Genomic DNA, 26,317 nt, shown 5'->3' with positions numbered 1-26,317 from the left:
GGACGCGGCTCATCCGACGGCGGCCTCGGTGTCGTAGGCCTCGATGATCCGCGCGACGAGCGGATGCCGGACGACGTCTTTGGCCGAAAAGTAGTTGAAGGAGATCCCCTCGACCCCGCTCAGCAGCCGCTCGGCCTCCACCAGCCCGGACGTGACGCCGCGCGGCAGGTCGACCTGCGTGCGGTCGCCGGTGACGACCATCCGGGAGCCTTCGCCCAGACGGGTGAGGAACATCTTCATCTGCATCGTCGTGGCGTTCTGCGCCTCGTCCAGCACCACGGCGGCGTTCGCAAGCGTGCGGCCGCGCATGAAAGCCAGCGGAGCGACCTCGATCTTCTTCTCTTCCTTCAGCTTGGCTACCTGCTTGGCCGGAAGGAAATCGTTCAGCGCGTCGTAGAGCGGCTGCATGTAGGGATCGACCTTCTCCTCCTGCGTGCCGGGCAGGAAGCCCAGCCGCTCGCCGGCCTCGACGGCCGGGCGGCAAAGGATGATCCGGTCCACGTGCCCGCCGATGAAGAGGTTCACCGCGACGGCGACGGCGAGGTAGGTCTTGCCGGTGCCCGCCGGCCCGATGCCGAAGGCGAGCTCATGGGCCATCAGCGAGCGCACGTAGGCTTTCTGCGCCTCGGTGCGGGGTTCGACGATCTTCTTGCGGGTCTTGATCTCGACCTTTCCGCCCTGGAACATCTCGAGCTGGTCGCCGGCCCGCGGCGCGGCCTCGTCCTCCAGCGTTCCCAGCCGGATCGCGCCGTCGATGTCGCCCGGCTCCAGCGGCCGGCCGGCCTCGAGACGTTCGTAGAGTTCCTGCAGCACCACCGCACCGCGCGCCCGCGCCTCGCCATCGCCAATCAATGCCAGGTGGTTACCGCGCCGGATGATCTGCAGGCCCAACTGGTGTTCGATCTGGGACAGGTTCCTGTCGAACTCACCGCAGAGTTCGACGAGCAGCCGGTTGTCCGGGAACTCCATCGGAGTTTCGAGAATGTCATCGGGAGGTGGCGGGGTGGTCAGGGCACTGATTCCCAAAAATGCGGCTCCGCTGCTCGTGTTTGCGTTGAGTGAATGCTGCCCTCCCACCCGACCACTTGGCAAGTGAAAGGGTGGAAATTTCACGCGAGTGACACAAAAAGCGCCACACCAGGGCGATCGTTCCGCCAGATATAGGGGTCAGCTACCGCCGGTGGCGCAGCCTTCGACGGCAACCATAGTCGCGATGCAAGGTGCCGCAGGCCTCGGCGCGGTTCAATCAGCCGCATGAAATGGATCGTTTCCAACTGCGCGACTTCACAGCACGCCCTGCGCTGATATACTTTCGCGACCTGTCTTTCGCATCGAGCTGGTATTGGGTGGGGACCCCGGCCGGCGTGTTGTTGTGTAATGTTGTGTAGTCTTGCCGAAAGGGAACTGAAACCATGACCGCGACTATCTGCAGGGTGGCGCTTGCTGCTGGCCTGACCCTCGGACTTGCCTCCTCCGCGATGGCCCAGATGAAATCGATTCCGTCGCCGGCCGACGACAATCCCAACCAGATCAACGTGAGCTGCTATCGCGGCCCGCTGAAGACGGTTGCCTGGGATCGCCCGAACGCCGTTTTCATCGAGGACCTCGTGCAGCTTGGCTATTCCTTCCAGGAAGCCCATGCGATCGGCGAGCGCGTCTGCCGGGACGAATACGGCGTCGGAAATGGCGACCACAAGATCGCCACGCTGATGAAGCTCCTCAAGGAAAACCCGCCGCGCTGACCGGATGGTCGGCGCCGGGCAGGTCCCCTGCCCGCCCGCCGGCACCAGCGCGTGTCAGACGAGCGTGCCCGCCAGCGAGTTGGGCGCGCTTTCGGTGATTCTGGCCCGGACCAGCGAACCGGGCACCAGGTCGGCGACCATGTGCACCGCGTGCAGGTGGTCGGACTTGCCCACCACCTGGCCGGGCAGCCGCCCCGCCTTTTCCACCAGTACACCGACCTCGCGGCCGACCATCGCGTCCTGCGCCGCGCGTTGCTGACGGGTCAGCAGGGCCTGAAGCCGCTGCAGCCGGTCGTCGGCTTCGGCCGGGTCCACCAGCGGGCGTTCGGCCGCGGGCGTGCCGGGGCGCGAGGAATACTTGAACGAGAAGCACTGGCCGTAGCCCACCTCCTCGACCAACGCCATCGTCGCCAGGAAGTCCTCCTCGGTCTCTTCCGGGAAGCCGACGATGAAATCGCCCGACATCAGGATGTCCGGCCGCGCTGCGCGGATGCGCTCGACCAGCCGGATGTAGTCCTCGGCGGTGTGGCCCCGGTTCATGCGCTTCAGGATCCGGTCGGAGCCCGATTGCACGGGCAGGTGCAGGTAGGGCATCAGCTTGTCGCAATCGCCGTGGGCCGCGATCAGGTCGTCGTCCATGTCCCTGGGGTGCGAGGTCGTGAAGCGGATGCGGTCGAGCCCGTCGATCTCGGCCAGCCGCCGGATCAGCCGGGCCAGCCCCCAGGTCTCGCTGCCCTCCTCGCCGTGGTAGGCGTTGACGTTCTGGCCCAGCAGGGTGATCTCGCGCACCCCCTGCTCCACCAGCCCCTCCGCCTCGCGCAGAATGCGCGAGACCGGACGGGAGACCTCGGCGCCGCGGGTATAGGGCACAACGCAGAAGGCGCAGAACTTGTCGCAGCCTTCCTGCACCGTCAGGAAGGCCGTGGGCCCGCGCCTCGGCTTTGGCCGCTGCGGCAGGTGGTCGAACTTCATCTCTTCAGGGAAGTCGGTGTCGAGCGCCTTCTGCCCCGACCGTGCCCGCCGTTCCAGCTCTGGCAGCCGGTGATAGCTCTGCGGTCCGACCACGAGGTCGACCAGCGGCTGGCGGCGCAGGATCTCCTCGCCTTCGGCCTGGGCCACGCAGCCGGCGACGCCGATCTTGAGGTCCGGGTTCGCCAGCTTCAGCGGCTTCAGGCGGCCGAGTTCGGAATAGACCTTCTCCGCCGCCTTCTCGCGGATGTGGCAGGTATTGAGCAGGATCATGTCCGCGCCCTCGGGGCTGTCGACCTGCTCATAGCCCTGCCCGCCCATGGCCTCGGCCATGCGCTCGCTGTCGTAGACGTTCATCTGACAGCCGTAGGTCTTGATGTAGAGCTTCTTCGGCGCCTCGGTCATGGCCCTGCCTCCTGATCGCTGGCGGGCGGCATAGCGCAGCGCGGGCGGCGGCGCAACGCCGCAGGGCCGGTTGCGCGCCCCCCCGCCTTGCTCCTATCGTGCGCTGCGACAAGGGCGAACGCCCGCCCCGCAGGAGCAGGCACGGCATGGTACATCCCGATCTCGACAGCCTTCTGGCCGGCGATAGCGAAGCCCTCTCCCGCGGGCCGGTGGCGGTGATCCTGGCCGAGGACGCCGTCGAGCTGGACTCGACCATAGAGCATCACCTCGGCGCGGGCTTCCGCAGCCTGGTCGTGCTGACCGGCCCGGGCGTGACGCTGCCCGCAGGCCTGCCCGACAGCGTGCGCGCGGCGCGGTTCGATCCCCATGCCGAAGACGCGCTGACCGCGAACATGAACCGCCTGATCGCCGCGGCACCACCGGGAACGTGGATATATTACTGCTACAACGCGGAATACCTGTTCTTCCCGTTCGTCGAACACCGCACGGTGGGCGAGATGCTCAGCTTCCACGCCGAGGAGCGGCGGGACGCGATGCTGACCTTCGTGGTTGACCTCTATGCCGACGATCTCGGCGCCCATCCCAACGCGGTCAGCCGCGGGCGGGCCCATATCGACCGGACGGGCTATTTCGCGCTGGCGCGGGAGGGCGCAAAGGAGCGCCAGCTGGATTTCTACGGCGGGCTGCGCTGGCGGTTCGAGGAACACGTGCCCAAAGCGCGGCGCCGGATCGACCGGATCTCCCTGTTCCGCACCAAGCGCGGCCTGCGCCTTCGGCCCGATCACACTTTCGACGATGAGGAATACAACACCTACGCCTGCCCCTGGCATCACAACCTGACGGCGGCGGTCTGTTCGTTTCGCGCCGCCAAGGCGCTGAAGCTCAATCCAGGCTCGACATTTGACATCCCGAGCTTCTGGTGGACCAACTCGGTCCGCTTCGACTGGTCGTCGCGCCAGCTGATGGATCTGGGATTGATGGAGCCGGGCCAGTGGTTCTGACCCGGCTCTCCAGTCTGTTGCGTCGCGCATCCGGCTGATTCCGCGGCAGGGGTATTTCTGCCAAGAAGAAAATGGCCTTGGCGCCGCGGCCCGGAGCGAGTGGTTTACTCCGCCGGAACGTCCGTGTGCGCCATCCCGCCAGAGATCTCTTCGGTCGCTTCGTCACTCAACGGCTCGGGCAGCACGAGGTTCAGCACGATGGCGATCAGCGCCGCGGGCAGCAGGCCGGAGGTCATCAGGATGCGCAGGGTATCCGGCAGGTGCTGCACCGCGCCGGGCTCCAGCTGCAGGCCAAGGCCGACCGAGAGCGCGATGGCGAAGATCACCATGTTGCGCTTGTTCCAGTCGACATCCGACAGCATCGAGATACCGGCTGCAACGACCATGCCGAACATGACGATCACGCCGCCACCCAGCACTTCGATCGGCACCGTGCGGATCACCCCGCCGACCTTGGGAACCAGCCCGCAGAGGATCAGGAACAGCGCGCCGATGGTCACCACGTGACGGCTCATGATGCCGGTCATGGCGATCAGGCCGACGTTCTGGCTGAACGAGGTGTTGGGCAGGCCGCCGAAGATGCCGGCCACGGCGGAGCCGACACCGTCGGCATAGGTGGCGCCGGCGACCTCCTTGTCGGTGGCCTCGCGCCCGGCGCCGCCCTTGGTGATGCCAGAAACGTCGCCCACGGTCTCGACCGCAGAGACGAAAGCCATGAGACAGAAACCGATCACGGCGGCGAGGCTGAATTCGAAGCCGTACTTGAAGGGCTGCGGCAGGGCGAAGGCGGCCGCGTTGTTCCAGCTGCCGGAGATCGAGGCGACGGTTAGCATACCGGTCATCAGGGCGAAGATGTAGCCGGCGAGGATTCCGATCAGCACCGCGGATACCGACAGCATGCCCTTGGCGAAGAACTTGAAGCCCAGGGTGACGAACACCACCACCAGCGCCGCCGACCAGCTTTGCAGGCTGCCGTACTCCGGTGTGCCGATCTTGGGCACGCCGCCGGCTGCGTACTGAATGCCGACCTTGACCAGCGCGAGGCCAATCATCATCACGACCAGGCCGGTCACCAAAGGCGGGAGCGCAAAGCGGATCTTGCCGATCACCGTGCCGAGCGCAGCGTGAAAGAGCCCGCCGATCAGGATGCCGCCGAAGAGCGCGCCGAGGCCATCGACGCCCTTGCCCGCCACCAGTGGGATCATGATCGGGATGAAGGCGAAGCTGGTGCCCTGCACGATCGGAAGCCGTGCCCCCACCGGCCCGAAGCCCAGGGTCTGGAACAGGGTCGCGATCCCGGCAAACAGCATCGACATCTGGATCAGGTAGAGAAGTTCCGGGAAATCGGGTGAATTGGACCCGAAGCCGAAGCCCGCCGCGCCTGCGACGATGATCGCGGGCGTGACGTTGGAAACGAACATCGCCAGCACATGCTGAATCCCCAGCGGTACGGCCTTGTGAAGTGGCGGCGTGTAGTCCGGATCGCGGAGCTGTTCCGGCGTTCCGATGGAATCTGTGTTCATGGTTTCCGTCCCCGTGTTTCTTGATTTCTGTCAGGGGACAGAATGGCGGACCCAGAGTCCCGCGATTTTGGGATCCAGCCCCTGCCGCACCGGGTCAGAGATCCGAATCCGGGCAACAAAGTCGCAATTGCGCAAGAAAGCGGCAGTCGTCCTTCGCGTCCGGGAAGACCCTGAACGCGGTCAGAGCTTGCGCAGCCGGATCACCACGTCGACGCTTGCCACCTCCGCGCCCTCGGGCACCCGGGGCAGGCGCGCGATCTCGAGTTCCTCGGAAGGTGCGTCGGTCAGGCGCTGGCTGTCTTCCCAGTAGAAATGCGGGTGATCCTCGGTGCAGGTGTCGAAGTAGCTCTTCGTTCCGTCCACCGTGATCTCGCGCATCAGCCCGGCATCGCAGAAGGCGCGCAGTGTATTGTAGACAGTTGCGAGAGAAACCTGCTCGCCGGCCTCGCGCGTCGCCTCGAACAGGCTCTCGGCCGTGACATGGCGATTGCGTCCGTCCCCGACCAGCAGCGCGGCCAGCGCGACGCGCTGACGCGTGGGCCTCAACCCGCCCCGGGCGAGCCAGTCCGATCCGCGTGCACGATGCTGGTTGGTCATGTGGTGGTTTCCGGTAACCTGTTCGATTTCGCTCTATATGCCCATTTCCTGTAGGATTTCAAATTAAAACAGGTCGCAACTGCGCATCGGGGCCGCGTCTGCCCGCGCCCTTGCGCCGGTCGGACACGCGGTGCTAGAGAGCGCCAAACAGAGTAAAAGGCGCCGGGAGGGCAGGCTTTATGGCCGAGAGACAGACAAGTTTCGAGAAAGAAGATCTTCTGCGGTGCGCCCGCGGTGAGATGTTCGGCCCCGGCAATGCCCAGCTTCCGCTTCCGCCGATGCTGATGGCGGACCGGATCACCGATATCTCGGAAGACGGCGGCGAGTTCGGCAAGGGCCATCTCGAGGCCGAGTTCGACATCACGCCGGACCTCTGGTTCTTCGAATGCCACTTCCCCGGCAACCCGGTCATGCCCGGCTGCCTCGGTCTCGACGGCCTGTGGCAGCTTACCGGATTCAACCTTGGCTGGCGCGGGATGAAGGGTCAGGGCTTTGCGCTCGGCGCCGGCGAGGTCAAGTTCTCCGGCATGGTGCGCCCGGAGACGAAGCTCGTCTCCTACCGCATCGACTTCAGCCGCATCATCGACCGAAAACTCAAGCTCGGGGTGGCCAACGGCAAGGTCTATGCCGATGGCGAGGAGATCTATAACGTCACCGGCCTCAAGGTCGGCCTCGCCGAAGCGAAGTCCTGAACCGTACCGGAACCCAGGAAGGGAGATCCACCATGCGTCGCGTCGTCGTCACCGGTCTTGGCATCGTCTCGCCGATCGGCAACACCGCTGAGGAAGTGACCGCCAGCCTCAAGGCCGGCCGCTCCGGCATTGCCCGCGACGAGGCGATGGTCGAGCACGGCTTCCGCAGCCAGATTTCCGGCCAGTTGAAGATCGACCCGGCCGAGCATATCGACAAGCGCGCCCTGCGCTTCATGGGACCCGGCGCGGCGTACGCGCATATCGCCATGAGCCAGGCGATCGCCGATGCCGGGCTCGAGGAGAGCGATGTGGTCAACACCCGCACCGGCCTGATCGCCGGCTCCGGCGGGCCGTCAACCTCGGCCATGTTCGCCGCGCACCAGACGGTCCTGAAATCCGGCGGCACCAAGCGCATCGGCCCCTTCGCGGTGCCCAAGTGCATGTCCTCGACGATCTCGGCCAACCTCGCGACGGCCTTCAAGATCAAGGGCATCAACTACTCGATCACCTCGGCCTGCTCGACCTCGCTGCACTGCATCGGCAACGCCGCGGAGCAGATCATCATGGGCAAGCAGGACGTGATGTTCGCCGGCGGCGGCGAAGAGCTCGACTGGACGCTCTCCTGCCTGTTCGACGCGATGGGCGCGATGTCGTCCAAGTACAACGACACCCCGGAGACCGCCTCGCGCGCCTTCGACGCCACCCGCGACGGTTTCGTCATCGGCGGCGGCGGCGGCATGGTGGTTCTGGAGGAGCTGGAGCACGCCAAGGCCCGCGGCGCGACGATCTATGCCGAGGTCACGGGCTTCGCGGCCACCTCCGACGGCCACGACATGGTGGCGCCCTCCGGCGAGGGCGGCGAGCGGGCCATGCGGCTGGCGCTCGACACCATCCCAGAGGGTCGCAAGGTCAGCTACATCAACGCCCACGGCACTTCCACGCCGGTCGGCGACGTGGGCGAGATCGAGGCGGTGCGCCGCGTCTTCGGCGAGGGCAACACGCCCCCCGTTTCCTCGACCAAGTCGATGACCGGCCATGCGCAAGGCGCCGCCGGCGTTCTGGAATCGGTGTTCTGCCTGCTGATGCTGAAGGACGATTTCATCGCGCCCTCCATCAACGTGACCGAACTCGACCCGGCCCTGAAGCCGGAAGAGATCGCTACCAAGTTCGTCGAGAACGCAGGGCTCGACACGGTGATGACCAACAGCTTCGGCTTTGGCGGCACCAACGGCTCCATGCTCCTCTCAAAATTCGGCGGGTAACACCAGATGGCTAAACTGATGACCGGCAAGCGCGGCCTGATCATGGGCGTGGCGAACGATCGCTCCATCGCCTGGGGCATCGCCAAGGCAATGGCAGGCGCGGGCGCCGAGCTGGCCTTCTCCTACCAGGGCGAGGCCTTCGGCAAGCGGGTGGAGCCCCTGGCCGAGAGCCTCGGCTCCGACATCCTTGTCGACATCGACGTGACCAACGACGAGTCGCTCGACGCCGGCTTCAACCTGCTCAAGGAGCGGTGGGGCAAGCTGGACTTCGTGGTCCACGCCATCGCCTATTCCGACAAGAACGAGCTCGGTGGCCGGTTCATCAACACCACGCGGGAGAACTTCCGCACCTCGCTGACCATCTCCTGCTATTCGCTGATCGACGTTGCCCGCCGGGCCGCGCCGCTGATGCAGGGCGGCGGCACGATCCTGACGCTGACATACCAGGGCTCCAACCGCGTGACGCCCTATTACAACGTCATGGGCGTGGCCAAGGCGGCGCTGGAATCCACCGTGCGCTACCTGGCCAATGATCTCGGCCCCGATGGCATCCGGGTCAACGCGATCTCTCCGGGTCCGATGAAAACCCTCGCAGGTGCCGCGATCAGCGGTGCACGCAAGACCTTCCGCCTGACCGAGGCCAACGCGCCGCTGCGCGCCAACGCGACGCTCGACGCCGTCGGCGGCACAGCCGTCTACCTCGCCTCCGAGGCCGGCGCCTGCACCACCGGCGAGATCATCCATGTCGACGGCGGCTACCACGTCCTCGGCATGCCGCAGCCGGAAAACATCTGAGCCGACGCGCCCTGAGCGGCGCGTCGCACCAATCCGAGATCAGACCCGGTCCTGCATCAGACCGGGAAATTGTCCTCGTCCAGCTCCGCCTCGGTCACGTGGCGCAGATCCTCCGCGACAAGATCGTCGGTCGGGAAGACTGGCGTCAGAAGCCCGACAGGCGCCCCGCCGGCGTCGCTCACCAGAGCGATGCGCCCCACGCCCGCAACATCCATCGGCGCCTGCATCACCCGCCCGCCGGCAAAGCGCGTGCGTTCAAGCGCCGCGTCGATGTCATCCACCGCGATATAGGTGAACCAGTGCGGATCGTCGCCTTCGAACTCCTCGAGCCCGGTCACGTCCCGGATCCCTGCCACCGGCCGCCCGTGCGCGACCGCGACACGGTAATCCTCCTCGCCCGCCGGCAGGTCCTCGAAACTCCAGCCGCAAACGTCCTCGTAATATTTCACCGAGCCCGGCAGGTCGCGGGTCATCAACTCGCTCCACCAGATCGCTCCATGATTCAGGCTCATGCCGATATTCCTCCCTGAATGTCGCTCCAACCTACCTCTTCGCGCGCCCCATGATACCGCGTCGGCCCGCGTCGGGACATTGGACGCCGGGGCGCAGGGCCGCATCCGGATCGGCCATTTTCATCCGCCGGTCGTTATGCCAGTGTCGCCGCCGTAGGAGGCCCTCCATGACCATTCGCATCGCTGTATTCGACGCCTACGGCACGCTTTTCGACGTTGCAGCCGCCGCCCGCCGCGCAGCGGCCGAGTCCGGGGGCGCCGCACTTGCGGAGCACTGGCAGTCGCTGGCCGCGATCTGGCGCGACAAGCAGGTGCAATACACATGGCACCGGGCGATCACGGGGGCGCACACCGATTTCTGGCAGGTGACCTGCGATTCGCTCGACTACGCGCTCGAGGCGACCGGCCTGCTCGGCAACGCGGCGCTGCGCGACCGGCTGCTGGCGCTCTACCGCGAACTCGACGCCTATCCCGAGGTGCCGGAGATGCTGGCGCGGCTGCGCGAGGCCGGGATGCAGACGGCGATCCTGTCGAACGGCGCGCCCGGGATGCTGGCCGACGCGGTGAACTCGGCCGGCATCGGTGACAGCCTGGACGCGGTGCTTTCGGTCGAGGAGGTCGGGATTTTCAAACCCGACGCGCGGGTTTATGACCTCGTGGGCAAGCATTTCCCCGGCGACCGGGCAGAGGTGCTCTTCGTCTCCTCGAACGGTTGGGACGCCGCCGGCGCGTCGGGATACGGCTTCACCACGGCCTGGGTGAACCGCATGGGGCTGCCGATGGAACGCCTGCCCTGGACGCCGCAGCACGTGCTCGCGGACCTCACTCCGATCCCCGACCTGGCGACAGGCAAATGACTCAGTTCTTCCAGACCGACGACGGCCTGCGGCTCGCCTACGACGATCAGGGCAGCGGCCATCCGCTCCTGTGCCTCGCCGGGCTCACGCGCAACATGGCGGATTTCGAGCCGGTGGTGGAGCGTTTCGCCGACCGAGCCCGCATCATCCGGCTCGACAGCCGCGGCCGCGGCCTCTCGGACCACGATCCGGATTTCACGAATTACAACCTCGTCCGCGAGGCGCAGGACGCGGTTGCGCTGCTGGATCGCCTCGGCCTCGACAAGGCGAGCATCCTTGGCACCTCTCGCGGCGGGCTGATCGCGATGGGGCTGGCGGTCGGTCACCCTGACCGGCTGATCGGCGTGGTGCTCAATGACATCGGCCCGGTGATCGAACCGGACGGCATGTCCCAGATCATGGGCTATCTCGGCTTCCGGCCCGACTTTCGCGACTACGATGAGGCGGCGGACAAGTTGCCCGAGATCATGGCGGCCCAGTTCCGGAACGTCTCCCGCTCGCAGTGGCGGGACTTTGCCCGCCGCGTCTGGACCGAGGCCCCGGACGGGCTCGACCTGCGCTACGATGCGGCGCTTCGCCAGGCGGTGCTCGAGCACTCCGCCACCGACGACATGCCCGACCTCTGGCCCCTCTTCGACGCGTTGCAATCCCTGCCCACCGCGTTGATCCGCGGCGCCAACTCGAACCTGCTGTCGCGCGAGACCGCGGACGAGATGGTCCGCCGCCAACCCGACATGATCTTTGCCGATGTCCCGGACCGCGGCCATGTGCCCTTCCTTGACGAGCCCGAAGCGGTATCGGCGATTGAAACCTACCTGGAGCGTGCTACATGAATATCGGTGAAATCGAAGCTGCCGCGCAGCGCCTGGAAGGTCGGGCGCGGCGCACGCCGCTGCTCGGCTCGCCCTTCCTCGACGAGATCGCGGGCAGGCAGGTTCTGGTGAAGGCGGAATGCCTGCAGCACACTGGCAGCTTCAAGTTTCGCGGCGCCTGGTCGGCGGTCTCGACGCTGCCCGAAGACATCCGCGGCGTGCTCGCCTTCTCCTCCGGCAACCATGCCCAGGGCGTGGCGATGGCGGCGCGGCTGCGCGGGCTGCCCGCGGTGATCGTGATGCCCGCCGACGCGCCGCGCCTGAAACGCGAGAACACCGCCGCGCTCGGCGCCGAGGTCGTCACCTACGACCGCGCCACGGAAGACCGCGACGCGCTCGGCGAGGCGCTGGCTGCCGAACGCGGGCTTGCCCTGATCCGCCCCTTCGACGACCCGCGCGTGATCGCGGGGCAAGGCACCTGCGGGCTGGAGATCGCCGGGCAGGCGGCTGACCTGGGGATCGACAAGGCCACCGTGCTGACCTGCTGCGGCGGCGGCGGGCTGACCTCGGGGATCGCGCTGGCGCTGGAAGCCCGGGCGCCGCGGATGAAGGTGCGCACGGTCGAGCCCGAGGGCTTCGACGACACCGCCCGCTCGCTCGCCTCGGGCCATATCGAGACCAACCCGGCGATGACCGGCTCGATCTGCGACGCGATCATCACCCCTTCGCCGGGCCGGCTCACCTTCCCGATCATGAAGCGGCTCTGCGGCCCCGGCCTCGTGGTGAGCGACGAGGAATGCCTGCGCGCCATGGCTCTGGCCTTCCTGCGGCTCAAGATCGTGATCGAGCCGGGCGGCGCGGTGGCGCTTGCGGCGGCGCTGTTCCGGAGCGACGACCTGGACGACGGCCCGGTGATCTGCACCGCCTCGGGCGGCAATGTCGACTCGGAGCTGTTCCGCACCGCCCTCGAACGCTACGGCGACGCCTGACCAGCCCAACGGAGACCACCAGATGCAGATCGCAGATCTTGGCGACATCAAGCTTCACTGGCGCGAGGACGGCACGGCGGACGGCCCGGCGATCGTCTTTGCCAATTCGCTCGGCACCGACCTGCGGGTCTGGGACAAGGTGGTCGCCCGCCTGCCGCAGACCTACCGGATCATCCGCTACGACATGCGCGGCCATGGCCTTTCCGACTGCCCGCCCGCGCCCTATGCGATGGGCGCGCTTGTGCGTGACGCCGAGCGGCTGCTGGACCTGCTCGAGGTGCGCGACGCGGTCTTCGTCGGCCTCTCGGTTGGCGGCATGGTGGCGCAAGGGCTCGCCGTAAAGCGGCTGGACCAGGTGCGGGCGATGGTGCTCTCGAACACCGCCGCCAAGATCGGCACCAAGGAGATGTGGGACGACCGCATTGCCGCGGTCCGCTCGGGCGGCATCGAGAGCCTCGCCGACGGCATCATGGAAAAGTGGTTCACCCCCGCCTTCCGCGCCACCGCAGAGCTGGCGGGCTGGCGCAATATGGTCACCCGCTCGCCGCTCGAGGGTTATATCGGCACCTGCCACGCCATCGCGGGCACCGATTTCTACACCCCGACCTCCGGGCTCGGCCTGCCGACGCTCGCCATCGCCTGCTCCCATGACGGCTCCACGCCGCCGGACCTGGTGCGCGAGACCGCCGAGCTGGTGAAAGGCTCCGAGTTCCACCTGATCCGCAACGCCGGGCACATCCCCTGCGTCGAGGCGCCGGACGAATATGCCGACCGCCTGACGGAGTTCCTCACCGCCATCGGCCACTGACCGGCGGCCCCCGGGGCCAGCGTGCCAGGCTGGCCGCCAACAGCAGGTCCAGATGACCGAGACAGCCGAGCCCCTCCCCGCGTCCGGACGCCACCGGCTTCCGCTCACCTTCGTCCTGATGACGCTGGTGATCGACGCCATGGGGATTGGGCTGATCCTGCCGGTCATGCCGGAGCTGATCCGCGAGGTGAACGGCGGCTCGCTCGCGCAGGCGGCGGTCTGGGGCGGGATCCTCGCCACCGCCTTTGCCGCCATGCAGTTCCTCTTCGGCCCCGTGCTCGGCTCGCTCTCCGATGCCTGGGGACGCCGTCCGGTGCTGCTTATCTCTCTGGCCGTCATGGTGCTCGACTACCTTCTGATGGCCTTCACCCATTCGATCTGGGTGCTGCTCGCCGCGCGCGTCGTTGGCGGCATCCTCGCGGCCACCCATGCCACCGCCATGGCCTTCGTCGCCGACATCTCCCGCCCGGAGGAAAAATCCGCCCGCTTCGCCCTGACCCATGCCGCCTATGGCGTGGGCTTCGTGCTCGGGCCGCTGATCGGCGGGATGCTGGGCACCTTCGGGCCGCGGGCGCCGTTCTTCGCCGCGGCGGCTCTGGCGCTGCTCAACCTAGTGCTCGGGATCTTCGTGCTGCCGGAAACCGTGACCGACCGCATGCGCCGCCGCTTCACCTGGCGGCGTGCCAATCCGTTCGGCGCGATCGGCCACATCAGCCGCCTGCCCGGCGTCGGCCGCCTGCTGGCGGTGCTCGCGATCTATGAATTCGCGCTCTACGTCTACCCGGCGATCTGGGCCTATTTCACCCCGGTCCGCTTCGGCTGGGACACGGCGCTGGTCGGCGTCTCGCTCGGCGCCTTCGGCATCGGATACACCATCGTGCAGGCCGGGTTGATCCGACCGATCCTGAAGACCCTCGGCGAACACGGGACGATCCTGTTCGGCCTGAGCTTCGAGGTCGTGCTGCTGACCACGCTCGGCTTCATCACCTCCGGCACGGTGGCGATGATCCTGACGCCGGTCTCGGCCATCGGCTCGGTTGCGGTACCGGCGCTGCAGGGACGAATGTCGCGCGAAGTCGGGGAGGACGCGCAGGGAGAGCTGCAGGGCGTGATCACCTCGACCATCTCGCTCGCCACCCTTCTCGCGCCGCTGCTCATGACGCAGGTATTCTACTTCACCACCCGCGAGAACGCCGGCTTCCACCATCCCGGCACCGCCTTCCTGCTTGCCGCAGCGTTGATGGTCGTCTGCGTGCTGATCTATGTCGCCGGAGCACAAGAACGAGCGCGGGTTCATCGCTGAAGCTGCCGCGAAACACCTTGCGGAGCCACCCATGACCCGGATCCAAGCTGCCGTCTGCCGCGCCTTCGGTACACCACTCGAGATCGAGACGCTCACCCTCGCCGCCCCCGGCCCCGCGGAGGCGCAGGTGCGGATGGAAGCGGTGGCGGTCTGCCATTCCGACATCTCCTTCATCGACGGCGGCTGGCAAGGCCAGTTGCCGGCGGTCTACGGCCACGAGGGCGTCGGGCGCGTTACCGCGATCGGGGCGGAGGTGCACGGGCTGCATGTGGGCGACCGGGTGCTGGTGACGCTGATCCGGTCCTGCCACCATTGCCCGAGCTGCGCCACCGGCCACCCGGTCCATTGCGAGACCGCAACAGACCCGGCCGCCGGCCCGCTCCGCGACGCCGATGGCGACCCCGTGCTGAACGCGATGAACTGCGGCGCCTTTGCCGAGGCGGTCACCGTCCACCACAGCCAGCTCGTGCCAATCCCCGACGAGATACCCCCAGAGAGCGCCTGCCTGCTCTCCTGCGGGGTGATCACCGGCGTCGGCGCGGCGATCAACACCGCCGGGCTCCGTCCGGGCCAGACGGCCGTGGTGATCGGGGCCGGCGGGGTCGGGCTCAACGCGATCCAGGGGGCGCGGATCGCGGGGGCGGCGCGGGTCATCGCCATCGACATGTCGGAGAAGAAGCTCGCCGCCGCGCGGGACTTCGGCGCGACCGACGGTCTGCTCGCAAGCGATCCCGATGCGGCCGCAGCACTGCGCCGGATTGCCCATCGCGGCGCCGATGCCGTGCTGGTCTGCACCGGCGCCATCGCCGCCTACGAGAGCGCCTTGCGCCACCTCGGCCGACGCGGCCGTGCGGTGCTCGTCGGGATGCCGCACTCGGGGCAGATGAGTTCCTATGAGCCGGTGATCCTCGCCGCGCTCGGACAGGGCATCATCGGCTCCAAGATGGGCGACACGGTCCTCGCGCGGGATATCCCCTGGATGATCGACCTCTACCAGCAGGGCCGGCTGAAGCTCGACGAGCTGGTCTCCGGCTGCTGGTCCCTGGCGCAGATCAACGAGGCCATCGCCGACACCCGCACTGGCGGCGCCCGCCGCAACGTGATCCTGTTCCCGGCCTGACCGGCGCAGACCGGGATCCGGCTCCGAACAGGGAGGTCAGCGCAGGGCGGACAGGTTTGCGACCAGCAGGGTCCGGCGCCGATCCGTCTCCTCGTTGATCTGTTCGGCGACGCCCGTGGCATGGGTCAGGTGCTGTTCGACCACGGCGGCGTTCTCCTTGCAGCAGACCTCCATGGCCGCGTGCATGGCCTTGTCGATGGCGGCCAGGATCTCGGCTTCGTGGCCTTCGGTAACGCCCGTGCCCTCGATCGCCTTGATCTCTTCCAGCGCCTGATGCGCGATCGCGTTGAGTGTCATTGCTCGCTCCTCCTTGCCCGATATCTAGGCATGGCCGCGCGCCCGCCTCAAGAGCGTGCGACAGCGCGACACCGAGCTGACGTAGAGGCAAAACGCATGAAAAAGGCCGGGCACGTCCAAGGACCTGCCCGGCCTTGATCGGTATCAAGGAATGCCAGCGGTTCCACGACTATCCGGAACCGCGTGCGCCCCCTGTGCGAAAGGACCTCTCATGCTCCGCCTGACGCTGTTGCTTCACGCGATCACCTCCACCGTCATCATGGGCACCGGGATCGTGGCGGTGCTGGTGATGGGTTTTGTGTCGGGCGTGGCGATCCTGGCCTGCGTGCTGGCCGGGATTGTGCTCGGCTTCCCTTTGGCGTGGCTGATTGCGAAGAAACTGCGCGAGGGATGACTCGCCCGCGAGCGGGGTATTTGAAAACAACCTGATCTTGTGGGTCATGCGGATCCGCGCGCGGCCTCTGGATGAACCTTGATGAAATGCTGCAGGGTGCGGAAAAGTTCCTTGGCATGGCTCACGTCGTCGCGATGCATTGCGACACGCATGTCATCGCAGATCATCTGGTGTACCTTCTGCGGCCCCTTGGGCAGATGCATGAGGTACTCCGCCAGCATGGCGGCATCGAATTCCCCGATGTGCTCATGCTCGGCAAGCGCGGCGATCTCCGCCCGCGTCAGGCAGTTCATGTCCTCGATATCGTCGAGTGTGATCATCCTATCCTCCCCTTTCGGCTGACCCACCTGAGACCTTTCTAGCACGCAGTTTCCGCTGCGTCATTGATTCCGATCAAGCGGTCACCCGGCGAGGAAGGCGGCGATCGTGGCTTCGAACTCGCGGGGCTTTTCGGCGTGCAGCCAGTGGCCGGCACCGGGGATCTTGGCGAAGCGCGCTTGCGGGAAAAGCCTTTTTATATCAGCTCGGTATTCCGGCAGCACGTAGTCGGAGGCGCCACCCGAAAAAAACAGGGTTGGGCCGTTGAAGTGGCCGCCGGGGTCGGGCCAGCCGAGGATCTTGTCCATCTCCTGGGCCAACACGTCGAGGTTGAGCTTCCAGCGCGGCGGGGTGGACTTGAGGTCCAGCGACTGCAGCAGGAAGGCGCGGGTCTGGCTGTCGGGGACGATGCGCTGGAGGTCGCGGTCGGCCTCGCTGCGGCGGGTCAGGCCGTCGAGGTCGAGTTCCTGCATGGCTTCGACGAGGTGGAGCTGGGTGTGGCTGTAGGAAACGGGGGCGATGTCGGCGACGACCAGGCGGCGGAGCAGGTCCGGGTGGGTGAGCGCCAGCATCATCGCCGATTTGCCGCCCATGGAATGCCCGACGATGTCGACCATTCCTCCATTCTTTTCAATGACCTGGGCGAGATCATCTGCCATGTCGCGATAGCCGTTGGCCTCGGCGCGGAAGCTGTCGCCGTGATTGCGCATGTCCACCGTCAGCACGGGCCGGTCGACGCTGAGCCGTTTGGCGACGACGCCCCAGTTGCGGGCGGAGCCGAACAGGCCGTGGACGATGAGCAGCGGCAGACCCTCCTCGGGGCCGTGGCGGTAGGTGGTCAGCATGGTTTTTCCGAACGAATCCTCATGGTTGGGCCTGTTGTTGATTCCCTGTTTCCGGCGGGTGGGCAACGGGGTAGAAAGCGCCATGATGGAGAACTCGTTGCCGGAAACCAATGCCGCTCTTGCCCTGCTGATGCGGGAGAAGCTGGGCGTGCGGGGCGCGGACCGGCTGGAGGTGAAGCTCCGGCGGGCCGGCGGGCTGTTGCCAAGGGCGCTCCGGAAGGACGCCAAGTACTTGGTGGACATGGAGAAACTCTACGCCAACCCGAAGCTTCGACGGCAAATCGATAGCGCGCGGGTGAGCGAGGCGAGCGCCAACCTGCGGCGGCACCTCGAAGCGATCGACCCGCGCGACCGGCGGATCGGGTGGATGCTGGGGGTGGTGACGCCGCTTGCCTTTAACCTGTTGCTGATCGCCGCGGCCTTCATCACCTGGCTGGTCTGGACCGGCCGCGTCTGAGCCCGGGAACCGGTCGAAACGCGCAATCCGGGCCGCGAAACGACCGGACCCGCGGTCGTTTGCCGCCGATTTCCGTTCATTTCGGGTGCGCCTCCTGCCCTCCCGGCGCAAATCCGAGGAAAACGACCGAAACGATCGCCTCGAACGACCGGAAATCGGCGCAACACCCACCGCACGCCGCGCTTGCCATACGTTAACCGGATGCTGGTGGAATGGCGCCATGACCCGCATGATCCCCGCCCCCTACATCCGGACCGATATGATCTCGGTCACCAACTTCCGGACCAACATCGCGATGCTGCTGCCGCAGGTGGTGAACATCCCGTCGCGGCTGCTGCTGACCCGGCATGGCCGGCCCTATTGCGCCGTCGTCTCGATCCGCGACCTGGAGATGGTCGAACGGTTCGACGGGCATTCGCTGGCCGCTCTCCGGCGGGAACAGGACGACATCGCCTGCCGTCTCGCCGCCGCGCAGGAGGCCGGCGAACGTCCGCCCGGGCCGGCGCTGCGGAGCCTGTGAGAGCGGTTGCGCTGGTTCGCAAGCGGCCATAAATTGCGCCGCCAAGACCAAGACCGGAGACCTCGCATGAAACGCCTGATCCTGCCGCTGCTGCTTCTGACGCTCGGGGCCTGCGCCACCGTCGACGGGGCCGGACAAGACCTGTCCAAAGCCGGCGATTTCGTCTCCGACAGCGCCCGCTCCGTCCAGCAGAAGATGTGACCGCTCAGGCCAGCTGCCGCGCGACGAGGTAGCTGACCGGCACCGCGGCGAGAAAGCCCGCGGCGGCGGCCACGAGGATCGGCGTTTGGGTGTCGAGCCCGGCGACGAGGGCGGCAACGATGAAGATGCCGGCCATCGAGGCGCCGATCACGACGAAAAGAAGCATGGCAAGACGAAACATGGGACCTCCGGGCCTGTGCCTGTGAACGGGGACGTGCTGCGGTAAAGGAATATTTTCGATGCGCATTATCGTCCTTGACTCAGGTCAAGTGTAGCGGCGGTGGAACGCCGATTGCGCCCCGGCCGGAATTCCGCCCTTTGCCGACGCTGCGCTGCAGCGTAGAGTTTCGCCAGTTTCCGACGGACGGAGAGCCCCTATGGCCGGCAAGAACCCCTACATGAGCTGGTGGCTGAGCGAAGCGAACAAGGCGGCGAGCGCAAGCCGCGGCCTGTTCGCAGCCGAGATGAGCCGCCAGCACAAGGCGATGACCGACGCCTGGACCGAACAGGCGGTGGAGATGTGGATGGCGTTGTGGTTTCCGTGGCTGCCGCGCAACGGCAAGCGCCGGGGCGGCAGGTAGAGCCGCGCGGGGCACGCGCAGGCCGCCTTTCGACGCCACGGAGGCGCGGCCACCGTCCCTTGGGACAGGCGGCCGCGCGACGCGGACGTCAGCCGACGACGTTGTAGCCGCGGCCGCGCATACAGTTGCGGATGATCGCTTCCTTGTTCTGCTGCTGCTGCAGCGCACCACCGGCCACACCGGCCGCAGCACCGATCAGCGCGGCGTCGCGGGCGTTGGTGCCGCGGTTGTTGAAGACGGCCGTTGTACCACCGGCCAGCGCGGCGCCGGTCGCGGCGGCGGCGGCGGTGTTATTGTCGAAGGCGCCCTGCTGGGCGGCGATCGACTGGCAGGCCGCCAGATCATTGGCGTAGTTGGGCCCGATCGGACCATCAATCACCGGCTGGTAGCTGGACCCGGTATTCGCGCAGGCAGCAACGATGCAGATGAGCGGAATGGCGGAAAGATTCTTGAGACGACGCATGGGTAGCCCTTTCGGCACTTTGGTTCGCATTGGTCGGGTTTCGTCCGTGGACAGACCCCATTCAATTTCTAGCGAATAATCCGGAGAACGGAACCGGTTTGCTGCATATCTGCGCAGACTTCGTCCTCGCGGGCGCATGGAGGGAGCCGCGACCGGCGATGTTTTGCCGATCGCGTCCGGGCGGGTCTGACGTGCTGCGGCGGGGTCAGACCGTCGCCCCGCGGATTCGGACGAGGCAGCCCAGCACCGCGAATGCCGCGCCGACGCAGATGCCGATCACCAGCTCCAGGGGCTCGACCGCGGCCATGGAAAATCCCGCGAAGACCATGGTTTCGATGGCGCCGATCAGGACGCCGACCACCGCCGCGATGGCGAGGTTGCGCGTCATCATTCCTGCCGCGAAGCCGAGGATCCCCGGCAGGCTGAGAATGTTTGCGGCGATGGTTCCGAGAAGATCGAGCATGGATGGCACCCTCCCCTGTTGCTCGGGCGGAAGTATCCGCCAGCCGGATCGGCCGGTAAAGGCGCAATACGCCACGGGGGGATGCCCCGTGGCGTGATCGGTCAATAGCTGTAGGTGGTTCCGCGCACGATTGCGGAGAACAACGCGGCCTCGGCCCAGCTGCCTTCACCGCCGCGGGCGCGGATCTCGGTCAGTTGCGCGCGGGCGGCGGCTGTGTCGCCCTGCTCCACGAAGGCCTGGCCCATGTAGGAGCGGGCGAGCAGGTTGTCGGGGTTGGCGTCCAGCGCGGCGCGGTAGAAGGCCATTCCGCCCTCCATGTCGCCCATCTTGCGGGCGACGAAGCCGCGGTAGGTGGTGACGCGGTCGTCCTGCTGGTCGGCGATGGCGTCGAGCGCGTCGAGGGCGTGGCGGTACTGCCCGGCATAGGCGAACTCGCGCACCGCGCCGTGCAGCGTCTCGTCGTCGAGGCTGCCGCTTTGCGGGTTGACGCATTTGCCGGACTTGGCGTCCCAGACCATGCCCTTGTCGCAGGTCTGGGTGGTTTCGGTGGGCTTGGGGCTGGAGCTGTCATCGCTGCCGACCGCGAAGGCGGCGAACGGCAGGGCGAGGGCGAAGGCGGCGGTGAGGATGGGCAGGCTGAAACGCATCGGGATCTCCTGTCGCGGTTCGGAGAGCAGGGTAGCTCAGAATCGCACCCCGTCTGCATCCGGCGCCTTCACGGCCGCGTGAGCGGGGCGGAAAGGCGCCGGGGCCGGTCAACCGGGCGGTGTGTAGGCGGAGGCGATCTTGCCTGCCTCCTTCTGTATCTCGGTCAGTTCGGCGGAGGAGAAGGCCCGCTGGGTCTGCAGGTTGGAGGTGGCGCCGGAAGCCCCGGCGACCATCAGCCCGGCGAGAAGCTTGCTGACGTCATCGACGGTGACGATAAGCATGAAGTCCGTGGCGCCGGTGGTGGCGTAGTAGGCCTCCTGCGTGCCGCCCGCGGCCTTGACGAGCGCAGCCGAGGCGGCTTCGCGGTCGCTCGGGCTTGCGATCATGCCTTTCATGGCGGCCTGGGTGTAGCATCCGGTTACGATGAAACGTGGCATCGTCTGTCCTCCCTGAACAGGGCCCGGCACCCGTCCGCGTAGCACGGATCGTTTCCCGCCAGCAGCCCCATCGGAGGATGGTATCACAATTGCTTGACCTAAGGGAAAGAATCCGGGCGCGGCTTGACCCATGTCATGGACCGGGCGGGCGGGAACGGGGTCTGCTGGAGACAGGAGCCGGCCCGGGCGCGAAGGGGCGGCCGGGTCATCGGCACTTCAGGACCTTGGAGGAGACGCGATGACGACGGTAGGACAGATTCTCGAGACGAAGGGGCGCACGGTTCACCAGGTGGGCACGGACGCGATGGTGCTGGACGCGCTGAAGCTGATGGCGGAGGCGAACGTCGGCTCGGTGATGGTGATGGACGGCGAGACGGTCGCCGGGATCTTCACCGAGCGGCAATACGCCCGGCGGGTGTTCCTGATGGGACGCGCCGCGCCCAGCACGCCGGTGCGCGAGGTGATGGAAGCCAAGGTGATCTTTGTCACCCCGCAGGACAACGTGGACGCCTGCATGGCGCTGATGAGCGAGAAGCACATCCGTCACCTGCCGGTGATGGAGGGCGAGCGGCTCGTGGGCATGGTCTCCATCGGCGACCTGATGAAGACGGTGATCGACGAGCACAAGTTCCACCTGGACGAACTCGTCAAATACGTGAGCCGCTGAAGTGTGACCGGGCCTCGGGCCCGGTTAGTCGTTTTGGTGGGGTGGTGGGAGTGTCGGGTCATCGGAATTCGTTGGCAGGAAGGCAAGGCCCTTAGGGTATGCGTTTCTCTCAAAACGGTCCGAGAGTATCCTAATCAGAGACGATCCCATGACCCAGACCAGCAAGCGGCACGATTGAAACTCTCCCACGTTTACTTCGATTTAGCTCTTGATCGGCAGAAAGAATGGAGCAAGCTAGGGAGTCGGGAACCACCCAATTTGGTGGGTCCGCCCATTTTGTTGGAGGTGATTAAATGGTGCGTTACCGGTATTTCATCGGCGTCGTGGCTCTGTGTATGCTTTCTTCAGAGGCTTTCGCAGGGGCATGTGATTACCGTCCCAGCTATCTGCTTGGGGACCGCGGAAGTGACGTAGCTATCGGCGGAGCAGCGGCGGTTGGCGCAACAGGCGGTGCAGCGACAGCGGCAGGATTCTACACATTGGTCCACGCCTCAAGTGGTTTGACGATGTTGGGATCGACAATGGCGGGGACTTCCGCTGCGGGTACAGTAGGGATTATTGGAGGCACAGCCGGCGCCACGGGCACAGCCGCCGCGATAGTTCTGAATCCAGTGGTTTGGGTTCCCGCGCTTGCTGTAGGCCTTGGCGGTGCAGGTCTGGAGGGAGTGTGTGCCTATCTGGTCGACGAGAGAATCACCGATTACGAGCAAGTTCTTGAGATCATGCGTGACTTCAAAGCCCATTCGGATCCGAGGTATTTCGATCTGCAAGAAGGGACGCTGAACCCGTTCATCGTCTTGACCGACGAAAAAGACGAAAAGAAAACGTACAGAGTTGAAAAGCTCTACATCGTCAACGGCCTACTGCTTCATCGAGATCTGGGCCGCAATACCAAGCTTGGCCGTGTGTTATATGTATCTGATCCCAACGAAGACGAAAGCTCGACCGCACAGAATTAGACGGCGAAACCTAGGTCATACAGGACGGCGTCAGGCAACCGTTCGCACGGAGAGGCGTACCCGAACGATACCAACTGTTTAGCCGGTCGACTATCGACAGATCTCGGTCTGAGCACCGTAAGCGCTACATTTCTCAGGTCGTTCTCTATGACCAGCCCGGGCCGCGCCCGACCCTCCCCCCGGGAGGGCGCTTTGGCGGTGTCGGGTGCCGCTCGGAGCGCGGTCGGGGCTTTGGGATAAAGGGGGACCACACGCGTTGGGGCGCGCCCACCCAGGGTCGGGCGCGGCCCTTTGTGCGTCGGATGACCGGGGAGCGCCGGGACTGAGGCCCGAGCAAAGAATCCTTGCCGCAACGTCAACGAGGGGCGCATTCTTTCCCATCCGTTCAGGATCATTTCAGAAAAGGGAGAGAGACATGGCGATTTTCGACGTGATGAATGCGGCCGTTCAGAACAAGGACGCCGACGCCTACCTCGGGCTATACGCCGATGATGCGGTCTTCGTGCGCCACCAGAGCGGGACCACCATGAACAAGGCGGAATTCGACGCGCTGATCCGCAAGATGATGGCCTCGGACGCCATGGTCATGGGGCCACGCCGCAAGATCTACGAGAACGACGACATTCTCGTCATCCACTCGGTCAACGACTATCCGGACGGCACGCGCGAGGCGGTGCTGATGGCCTGCTCGCTCGACGGCGGCAAGATCAGCCGCGTCGAGACAGGGGCAACACCGCTGAAAACGTGAGACCGGGGGTCAGCTGTCCATCTTGAGGGCGTTGATGAATGCTTCCTGCGGAATATCCACCTTGCCGAACTGGCGCATCTTCTTCTTGCCCGCCTTCTGCTTTTCCAGAAGCTTCTTCTTCCGGGTGGCGTCGCCGCCGTAGCATTTGGCGGTCACGTCCTTGCGCATGGCGGAGAGGGTCTCGCGGGCGATGACGCGGCCTCCGATGGCGGCCTGGATCGGGATCTTGAACATGTGGCGCGGGATCAGCTCCTTGAGCTTCTCGCACATCGCCCGGCCGCGCATCTCGGCGCGGTCGCGGTGGACCATCATGGAGAGCGCGTCGACGGGCTCCTCGTTCACCAGCACCGACATCTTGACGAGGTTGTCGGTGCGGTAGCCGTAGAGCTGGTAGTCGAAGGAGGCGTAGCCCTTGGTCACCGACTTGAGCCGGTCGTAGAAGTCGAACACGACCTCGTTGAGCGGCAGGTCGTAGACGGCCATCGCACGGGAGCCGGCATAGGTAAGGTCGAGCTGGATGCCGCGGCGGTCCTGGCAGAGCTTGAGCACGTCGCCGAGGTATTCGTCGGGCACCATGATGGTGGCCTTGATCCGCGGTTCGTCGATGTGGTCGACGGTGGCCGGGTCCGGCATGTCGGCGGGGTTGTGCAGCTCGATCTCGGTGCCGTCGCGCATGTGGACCTTGTAGACCACGGAGGGCGCGGTGGTGATGAGCTCGATGTCGTACTCGCGCTCGATCCGGTCGCGGATCACCTCGAGGTGCAGCAGGCCGAGGAAGCCGCAGCGGAAGCCGAAGCCGAGGGCGGCGGAGGTTTCCATCTCGTAGGTGAAGGAGGCGTCGTTGAGCGCCAGCTTCTCGATGGCGGTGCGCAGGTCCTCGAACTCGGCGTTGTCGACCGGGAAGAGACCGCAGAAGACCACGGGCTGCGAGGGTTTGAAGCCGGGCAGCGGCTTGTCGCAGGGGCGTTTCTGGTGGGTGATGGTGTCGCCGACGCGGGTGTCGCGGACCTGCTTGATCGAGGCGGTGAGCACGCCGATCTCGCCCGGGCCGAGCTCGGCGATGTCGGTCATCTTGGGGCGCAGGACGGCGAGCTTGTCGACGCCGTATCTGGCGCCGGTCTGCATCATCAGGATGTTGTCGCCCTTGCGGATCACGCCGTCCATGACGCGGATCATGACGACGACGCCGAGGTAGCTGTCGTACCAGCTGTCCACCAGCATCGCCTTGAGGGGTGCTGTGCGGTCGCCGGTGGGGGCAGGCAGGCGCTTGACGATGGCTTCGAGCACGTCGGGGATGCCGATGCCGGTCTTGGCGGAGATCAGGCAGGCGTCGGAGGCGTCGATGCCGATGACGTCCTCGATCTGCTCGGCGATGCGCTCGGGCTCGGCGGCGGGCAGGTCGATCTTGTTGAGAACCGGGACGATCTCGTGGTTGGCGTCGATGGCGGTGTAGACGTTGGCGAGCGTCTGCGCCTCGACCCCCTGCGTGGCGTCGACCACCAGCAGCGAGCCCTCGACCGCGCGCATGGAGCGGGAGACCTCGTAAGCGAAGTCGACGTGACCGGGGGTGTCGATCAGGTTGAGCGTGTAGGTGCGGCCGTCCTTGGCGGGGTATTCGATCCGCACGGAGTTGGCCTTGATGGTGATGCCGCGCTCGCGTTCGATGTCCATCGCGTCGAGCAACTGCTCCTTCATGTCGCGTTCGGCGACGGTGCCGGTAAGCTGTATCAGCCGGTCGGCCAGGGTGGATTTCCCGTGGTCGATATGGGCGACGATGGAGAAGTTGCGGATGTGGCTGAGATCGCTGGTCATGGGCGGCATATGAGGAGAATCCGTGCAGTGGTCAAGCACGATAGAACGCCGCGGGAAAATGAGAAACGGGGTTTGGCACGGAACGGGATTGCCGGAGGTGCGGGAAAGTCATAGCGATGGGCTTGCGGCCCGGTACGGGACCACACGGCGGGGCGGCGCGCGGCTGGCGGCCCTGGGACGAACCTGGTGCGGGCCGCGAGGACGAGTGCATGGCGCGTTTCGAGACCACGGGCGATTTCAGCATCCGGAACCTGGATTTCCACCGGCTGTCCAATGGGCTGCGCGAGTCCGGCCTGGAGGAAGACGTTTTCATCGAGGCCGGGACGCGGACGTTGGAGGATCTCTATTTCACCAACTGGCTGATGGGCGGGCGGGAATACCTGACGATGTTTCTCGGCAGCGGTTTCGAGGTGAACCGCAAGGGGCAACTCGTGGCCGGCACGGTGGAGATGGTCTTTGAGGTCGATGAGCAGTCGGACGGCTATTCATGGGGGATCGACATGGTCGACGCCCCGCTCGACGCGGCGGCGCTCCTGGCCGCGATTCTGACCGAAGACACCTCCGACGACCTGGCGCTGATCGAGGCCGCGCTGAGCGGGCGGGACGTGATCCGGCTCGGGGCGGGCGACGACCGGATGAACGGTTTCGACGGCGGCGACCGGATCTTCGGCAGGGCGGGCGACGACACGCTGGGCGGCGGCGACGGCCGGGACGTGATCAAGGGCGGCCGGGGGACCGACCGGCTCTATGGCGACGGCGGGGCCGACCGGCTGTTCGGCGAGGCCGGACGGGATCGGCTCGACGGCGGCGCGGGCGACGACCGGCTGAACGGCGGGCGCGGGGCCGACCAGATGACGGGCGGCGCGGGGGCGGACAGCTTCGTGTTCTCCGCCGGAAACGGCCGCGACGTGATCGCCGATTTCGAGGACGACATCGACGGGATCGTGCTCGACAGCGGGCTCTGGAACAACGGCCTGACCGCCCGGCAGGTGCTCAAGCGGTTTGCCACCGACGCCGGCGACGACGTGGTGCTGGCGTTCGGCGACGATACGCTGCTGGTGAAGGACTTGGCGGACAAGTTCGACTTGGCTGACGACCTGACCCTGCTGTAAACGCGGCG

Annotated in this window: 34 protein-coding genes; 20 read left to right on the top strand and 14 right to left on the bottom strand. The window is 66.2% G+C overall.

Going from position 1 to position 26,317, the window contains the following annotated elements; translation table 11 throughout:
- Positions 1–9: 9 nt before the first annotated feature.
- Positions 10–1,026, bottom strand: coding sequence for a PhoH family protein (locus ACFQ2S_RS04780; protein WP_386073144.1), 1,017 nt, complete (start codon positions 1,024–1,026; stop codon positions 10–12).
- A 386-nt stretch (positions 1,027–1,412) separates the two neighbouring features.
- Between ACFQ2S_RS04780 and ACFQ2S_RS04775 the strand changes: the two genes are divergently transcribed.
- Positions 1,413–1,742 carry a hypothetical protein gene (locus ACFQ2S_RS04775; protein ID WP_089230895.1) on the top strand — a complete coding sequence of 110 codons (330 nt, stop codon included), beginning with the start codon at positions 1,413–1,415 and terminating at the stop codon, positions 1,740–1,742.
- 54 nt (positions 1,743–1,796) lie between these two features.
- On the opposite strand, the gene miaB is transcribed toward ACFQ2S_RS04775, so the two are convergent.
- A complete protein-coding gene (gene miaB / locus ACFQ2S_RS04770; RefSeq protein WP_386073141.1) occupies positions 1,797–3,116 on the bottom strand; it encodes a tRNA (N6-isopentenyl adenosine(37)-C2)-methylthiotransferase MiaB in 1,320 nt (439 codons plus the stop codon).
- A 146-nt stretch (positions 3,117–3,262) separates the two neighbouring features.
- On the opposite strand from miaB, the gene ACFQ2S_RS04765 reads away from it, so the two are divergent.
- Positions 3,263–4,117 carry a hypothetical protein gene (locus ACFQ2S_RS04765; RefSeq protein ID WP_386073139.1) on the top strand — a complete coding sequence of 285 codons (855 nt, stop codon included), beginning with the start codon at positions 3,263–3,265 and terminating at the stop codon, positions 4,115–4,117.
- Between the two features lie 104 nt (positions 4,118–4,221).
- On the opposite strand, the gene ACFQ2S_RS04760 is transcribed toward ACFQ2S_RS04765, so the two are convergent.
- On the bottom strand, positions 4,222–5,640 hold the full coding sequence (locus ACFQ2S_RS04760; protein WP_386073137.1) for a uracil-xanthine permease family protein: 1,419 nt from the start codon (positions 5,638–5,640) through the stop codon (positions 4,222–4,224).
- A gap of 180 nt (positions 5,641–5,820) precedes the next feature.
- Positions 5,821–6,237: an iron response transcriptional regulator IrrA gene (irrA, locus tag ACFQ2S_RS04755; protein ID WP_386073135.1), complete on the bottom strand. Its 417-nt coding sequence runs from the start codon at positions 6,235–6,237 to the stop codon at positions 5,821–5,823.
- A gap of 179 nt (positions 6,238–6,416) precedes the next feature.
- Between irrA and fabA the strand changes: the two genes are divergently transcribed.
- Genes fabA through ACFQ2S_RS04740 form a run of 3 tightly spaced genes read left to right on the top strand, consistent with a single transcriptional unit; the run spans position 6,417 to position 8,986 of the window.
- Positions 6,417–6,929: a 3-hydroxyacyl-[acyl-carrier-protein] dehydratase FabA gene (fabA, locus tag ACFQ2S_RS04750; protein WP_386073133.1), complete on the top strand. Its 513-nt coding sequence runs from the start codon at positions 6,417–6,419 to the stop codon at positions 6,927–6,929.
- Between the two features lie 32 nt (positions 6,930–6,961).
- Positions 6,962–8,191, top strand: a complete 1,230-nt coding sequence (gene fabB / locus ACFQ2S_RS04745) for a beta-ketoacyl-ACP synthase I (protein WP_386073131.1) — start codon at positions 6,962–6,964, stop codon at positions 8,189–8,191.
- Between the two features lie 6 nt (positions 8,192–8,197).
- Complete coding sequence (locus ACFQ2S_RS04740; RefSeq protein WP_386073129.1) at positions 8,198–8,986, top strand: enoyl-ACP reductase FabI; 789 nt, start codon at positions 8,198–8,200, stop codon at positions 8,984–8,986.
- Positions 8,987–9,042: 56 nt separating this feature from the next.
- Here the strand turns inward: ACFQ2S_RS04740 and ACFQ2S_RS04735 are convergent, their stop codons facing one another.
- Entirely contained in the window at positions 9,043–9,498 is a 456-nt protein-coding gene (locus ACFQ2S_RS04735) for a VOC family protein (protein ID WP_386073128.1), read from the bottom strand.
- A gap of 167 nt (positions 9,499–9,665) precedes the next feature.
- Here ACFQ2S_RS04735 and ACFQ2S_RS04730 point away from each other — a divergent pair, with 167 nt between their 5' ends.
- Genes ACFQ2S_RS04730 through ACFQ2S_RS04705 form a run of 6 tightly spaced genes read left to right on the top strand, consistent with a single transcriptional unit; the run spans position 9,666 to position 15,387 of the window.
- The gene (locus tag ACFQ2S_RS04730) at positions 9,666–10,355 is read left to right on the top strand and encodes a haloacid dehalogenase type II (protein ID WP_386073127.1); all 690 of its coding nucleotides are present in this window, start codon (positions 9,666–9,668) and stop codon (positions 10,353–10,355) included.
- Complete coding sequence (locus tag ACFQ2S_RS04725; RefSeq protein ID WP_386073126.1) at positions 10,352–11,188, top strand: alpha/beta fold hydrolase; 837 nt, start codon at positions 10,352–10,354, stop codon at positions 11,186–11,188. Before ACFQ2S_RS04730 ends, ACFQ2S_RS04725 begins: the two co-directional genes overlap by 4 nt.
- Positions 11,185–12,156, top strand: coding sequence for a threonine ammonia-lyase (locus tag ACFQ2S_RS04720; protein WP_386073125.1), 972 nt, complete (start codon positions 11,185–11,187; stop codon positions 12,154–12,156). The genes ACFQ2S_RS04725 and ACFQ2S_RS04720 overlap by 4 nt, the downstream gene beginning before the upstream one ends.
- 22 nt (positions 12,157–12,178) lie before the next feature.
- The gene (gene pcaD / locus ACFQ2S_RS04715; protein WP_386073123.1) at positions 12,179–12,964 is read left to right on the top strand and encodes a 3-oxoadipate enol-lactonase; all 786 of its coding nucleotides are present in this window, start codon (positions 12,179–12,181) and stop codon (positions 12,962–12,964) included.
- A gap of 52 nt (positions 12,965–13,016) precedes the next feature.
- Positions 13,017–14,267 (top strand): TCR/Tet family MFS transporter, encoded by a 1,251-nt coding sequence (locus tag ACFQ2S_RS04710; RefSeq protein ID WP_386073122.1) that lies wholly within the window; start codon positions 13,017–13,019, stop codon positions 14,265–14,267.
- A 31-nt stretch (positions 14,268–14,298) separates the two neighbouring features.
- The gene (locus ACFQ2S_RS04705) at positions 14,299–15,387 is read left to right on the top strand and encodes a Zn-dependent alcohol dehydrogenase (RefSeq protein WP_386073120.1); all 1,089 of its coding nucleotides are present in this window, start codon (positions 14,299–14,301) and stop codon (positions 15,385–15,387) included.
- 36 nt (positions 15,388–15,423) lie between these two features.
- On the opposite strand, the gene ACFQ2S_RS04700 is transcribed toward ACFQ2S_RS04705, so the two are convergent.
- Positions 15,424–15,684 (bottom strand): hypothetical protein, encoded by a 261-nt coding sequence (locus ACFQ2S_RS04700; RefSeq protein ID WP_089230880.1) that lies wholly within the window; start codon positions 15,682–15,684, stop codon positions 15,424–15,426.
- A 211-nt stretch (positions 15,685–15,895) separates the two neighbouring features.
- On the opposite strand from ACFQ2S_RS04700, the gene ACFQ2S_RS04695 reads away from it, so the two are divergent.
- Entirely contained in the window at positions 15,896–16,078 is a 183-nt protein-coding gene (locus ACFQ2S_RS04695; protein WP_386073118.1) for a hypothetical protein, read from the top strand.
- Between the two features lie 44 nt (positions 16,079–16,122).
- Here ACFQ2S_RS04695 and ACFQ2S_RS04690 read toward each other — a convergent pair whose 3' ends face one another.
- Together ACFQ2S_RS04690 and ACFQ2S_RS04685 are read right to left on the bottom strand one after the other, a co-directional pair.
- Positions 16,123–16,398, bottom strand: a complete 276-nt coding sequence (locus ACFQ2S_RS04690; protein WP_089230878.1) for a hypothetical protein — start codon at positions 16,396–16,398, stop codon at positions 16,123–16,125.
- A gap of 81 nt (positions 16,399–16,479) precedes the next feature.
- On the bottom strand, positions 16,480–17,241 hold the full coding sequence (locus ACFQ2S_RS04685) for an alpha/beta fold hydrolase (protein WP_386073117.1): 762 nt from the start codon (positions 17,239–17,241) through the stop codon (positions 16,480–16,482).
- A gap of 82 nt (positions 17,242–17,323) precedes the next feature.
- Between ACFQ2S_RS04685 and ACFQ2S_RS04680 the strand changes: the two genes are divergently transcribed.
- From ACFQ2S_RS04680 to ACFQ2S_RS04670, 3 genes are all read left to right on the top strand, one after another.
- Complete coding sequence (locus ACFQ2S_RS04680) at positions 17,324–17,698, top strand: hypothetical protein (protein ID WP_386073115.1); 375 nt, start codon at positions 17,324–17,326, stop codon at positions 17,696–17,698.
- A 220-nt stretch (positions 17,699–17,918) separates the two neighbouring features.
- Positions 17,919–18,218: a type II toxin-antitoxin system Phd/YefM family antitoxin gene (locus ACFQ2S_RS04675; protein WP_386073114.1), complete on the top strand. Its 300-nt coding sequence runs from the start codon at positions 17,919–17,921 to the stop codon at positions 18,216–18,218.
- 66 nt (positions 18,219–18,284) lie between these two features.
- The gene (locus tag ACFQ2S_RS04670; RefSeq protein ID WP_386073112.1) at positions 18,285–18,419 is read left to right on the top strand and encodes an entericidin A/B family lipoprotein; all 135 of its coding nucleotides are present in this window, start codon (positions 18,285–18,287) and stop codon (positions 18,417–18,419) included.
- Positions 18,420–18,423: 4 nt separating this feature from the next.
- Here the strand turns inward: ACFQ2S_RS04670 and ACFQ2S_RS04665 are convergent, their stop codons facing one another.
- Positions 18,424–18,600 (bottom strand): CTP synthetase, encoded by a 177-nt coding sequence (locus ACFQ2S_RS04665; protein WP_386073110.1) that lies wholly within the window; start codon positions 18,598–18,600, stop codon positions 18,424–18,426.
- Between the two features lie 196 nt (positions 18,601–18,796).
- Here ACFQ2S_RS04665 and ACFQ2S_RS04660 point away from each other — a divergent pair, with 196 nt between their 5' ends.
- Positions 18,797–19,000 (top strand): hypothetical protein, encoded by a 204-nt coding sequence (locus ACFQ2S_RS04660; RefSeq protein WP_386073109.1) that lies wholly within the window; start codon positions 18,797–18,799, stop codon positions 18,998–19,000.
- 88 nt (positions 19,001–19,088) lie between these two features.
- Here ACFQ2S_RS04660 and ACFQ2S_RS04655 read toward each other — a convergent pair whose 3' ends face one another.
- The 4 genes from ACFQ2S_RS04655 to ACFQ2S_RS04640 all read right to left on the bottom strand — a co-directional run bounded on the left by ACFQ2S_RS04655 (position 19,089) and on the right by ACFQ2S_RS04640 (position 21,011).
- Complete coding sequence (locus ACFQ2S_RS04655; RefSeq protein ID WP_089230871.1) at positions 19,089–19,463, bottom strand: glycine zipper family protein; 375 nt, start codon at positions 19,461–19,463, stop codon at positions 19,089–19,091.
- 205 nt (positions 19,464–19,668) lie between these two features.
- A complete protein-coding gene (locus ACFQ2S_RS04650) occupies positions 19,669–19,926 on the bottom strand; it encodes a hypothetical protein (protein ID WP_386073107.1) in 258 nt (85 codons plus the stop codon).
- 101 nt (positions 19,927–20,027) lie between these two features.
- Complete coding sequence (locus ACFQ2S_RS04645; protein WP_386073105.1) at positions 20,028–20,573, bottom strand: tetratricopeptide repeat protein; 546 nt, start codon at positions 20,571–20,573, stop codon at positions 20,028–20,030.
- A gap of 108 nt (positions 20,574–20,681) precedes the next feature.
- Entirely contained in the window at positions 20,682–21,011 is a 330-nt protein-coding gene (locus ACFQ2S_RS04640) for a GYD domain-containing protein (protein WP_386073103.1), read from the bottom strand.
- A gap of 238 nt (positions 21,012–21,249) precedes the next feature.
- On the opposite strand from ACFQ2S_RS04640, the gene ACFQ2S_RS04635 reads away from it, so the two are divergent.
- From ACFQ2S_RS04635 to ACFQ2S_RS04625, 3 genes are all read left to right on the top strand, one after another.
- The gene (locus ACFQ2S_RS04635; RefSeq protein ID WP_386073102.1) at positions 21,250–21,678 is read left to right on the top strand and encodes a CBS domain-containing protein; all 429 of its coding nucleotides are present in this window, start codon (positions 21,250–21,252) and stop codon (positions 21,676–21,678) included.
- Positions 21,679–21,971: 293 nt separating this feature from the next.
- A complete protein-coding gene (locus ACFQ2S_RS04630) occupies positions 21,972–22,637 on the top strand; it encodes a hypothetical protein (RefSeq protein WP_386073100.1) in 666 nt (221 codons plus the stop codon).
- Between the two features lie 415 nt (positions 22,638–23,052).
- Positions 23,053–23,385, top strand: a complete 333-nt coding sequence (locus tag ACFQ2S_RS04625) for a nuclear transport factor 2 family protein (RefSeq protein ID WP_386073098.1) — start codon at positions 23,053–23,055, stop codon at positions 23,383–23,385.
- Positions 23,386–23,394: 9 nt separating this feature from the next.
- Here the strand turns inward: ACFQ2S_RS04625 and lepA are convergent, their stop codons facing one another.
- On the bottom strand, positions 23,395–25,206 hold the full coding sequence (gene lepA, locus ACFQ2S_RS04620) for a translation elongation factor 4 (RefSeq protein WP_386073096.1): 1,812 nt from the start codon (positions 25,204–25,206) through the stop codon (positions 23,395–23,397).
- Positions 25,207–25,406: 200 nt separating this feature from the next.
- Between lepA and ACFQ2S_RS04615 the strand changes: the two genes are divergently transcribed.
- Entirely contained in the window at positions 25,407–26,309 is a 903-nt protein-coding gene (locus ACFQ2S_RS04615; RefSeq protein WP_386073095.1) for a calcium-binding protein, read from the top strand.
- Positions 26,310–26,317 lie beyond the last annotated feature (8 nt).

The organism is Tropicimonas aquimaris (genome assembly GCF_042676185.1).
Taxonomy (GTDB): Bacteria; Pseudomonadota; Alphaproteobacteria; order Rhodobacterales; family Rhodobacteraceae; genus Tropicimonas; species Tropicimonas aquimaris.
This window is presented reverse-complemented; position numbering and strand designations above follow the sequence as displayed.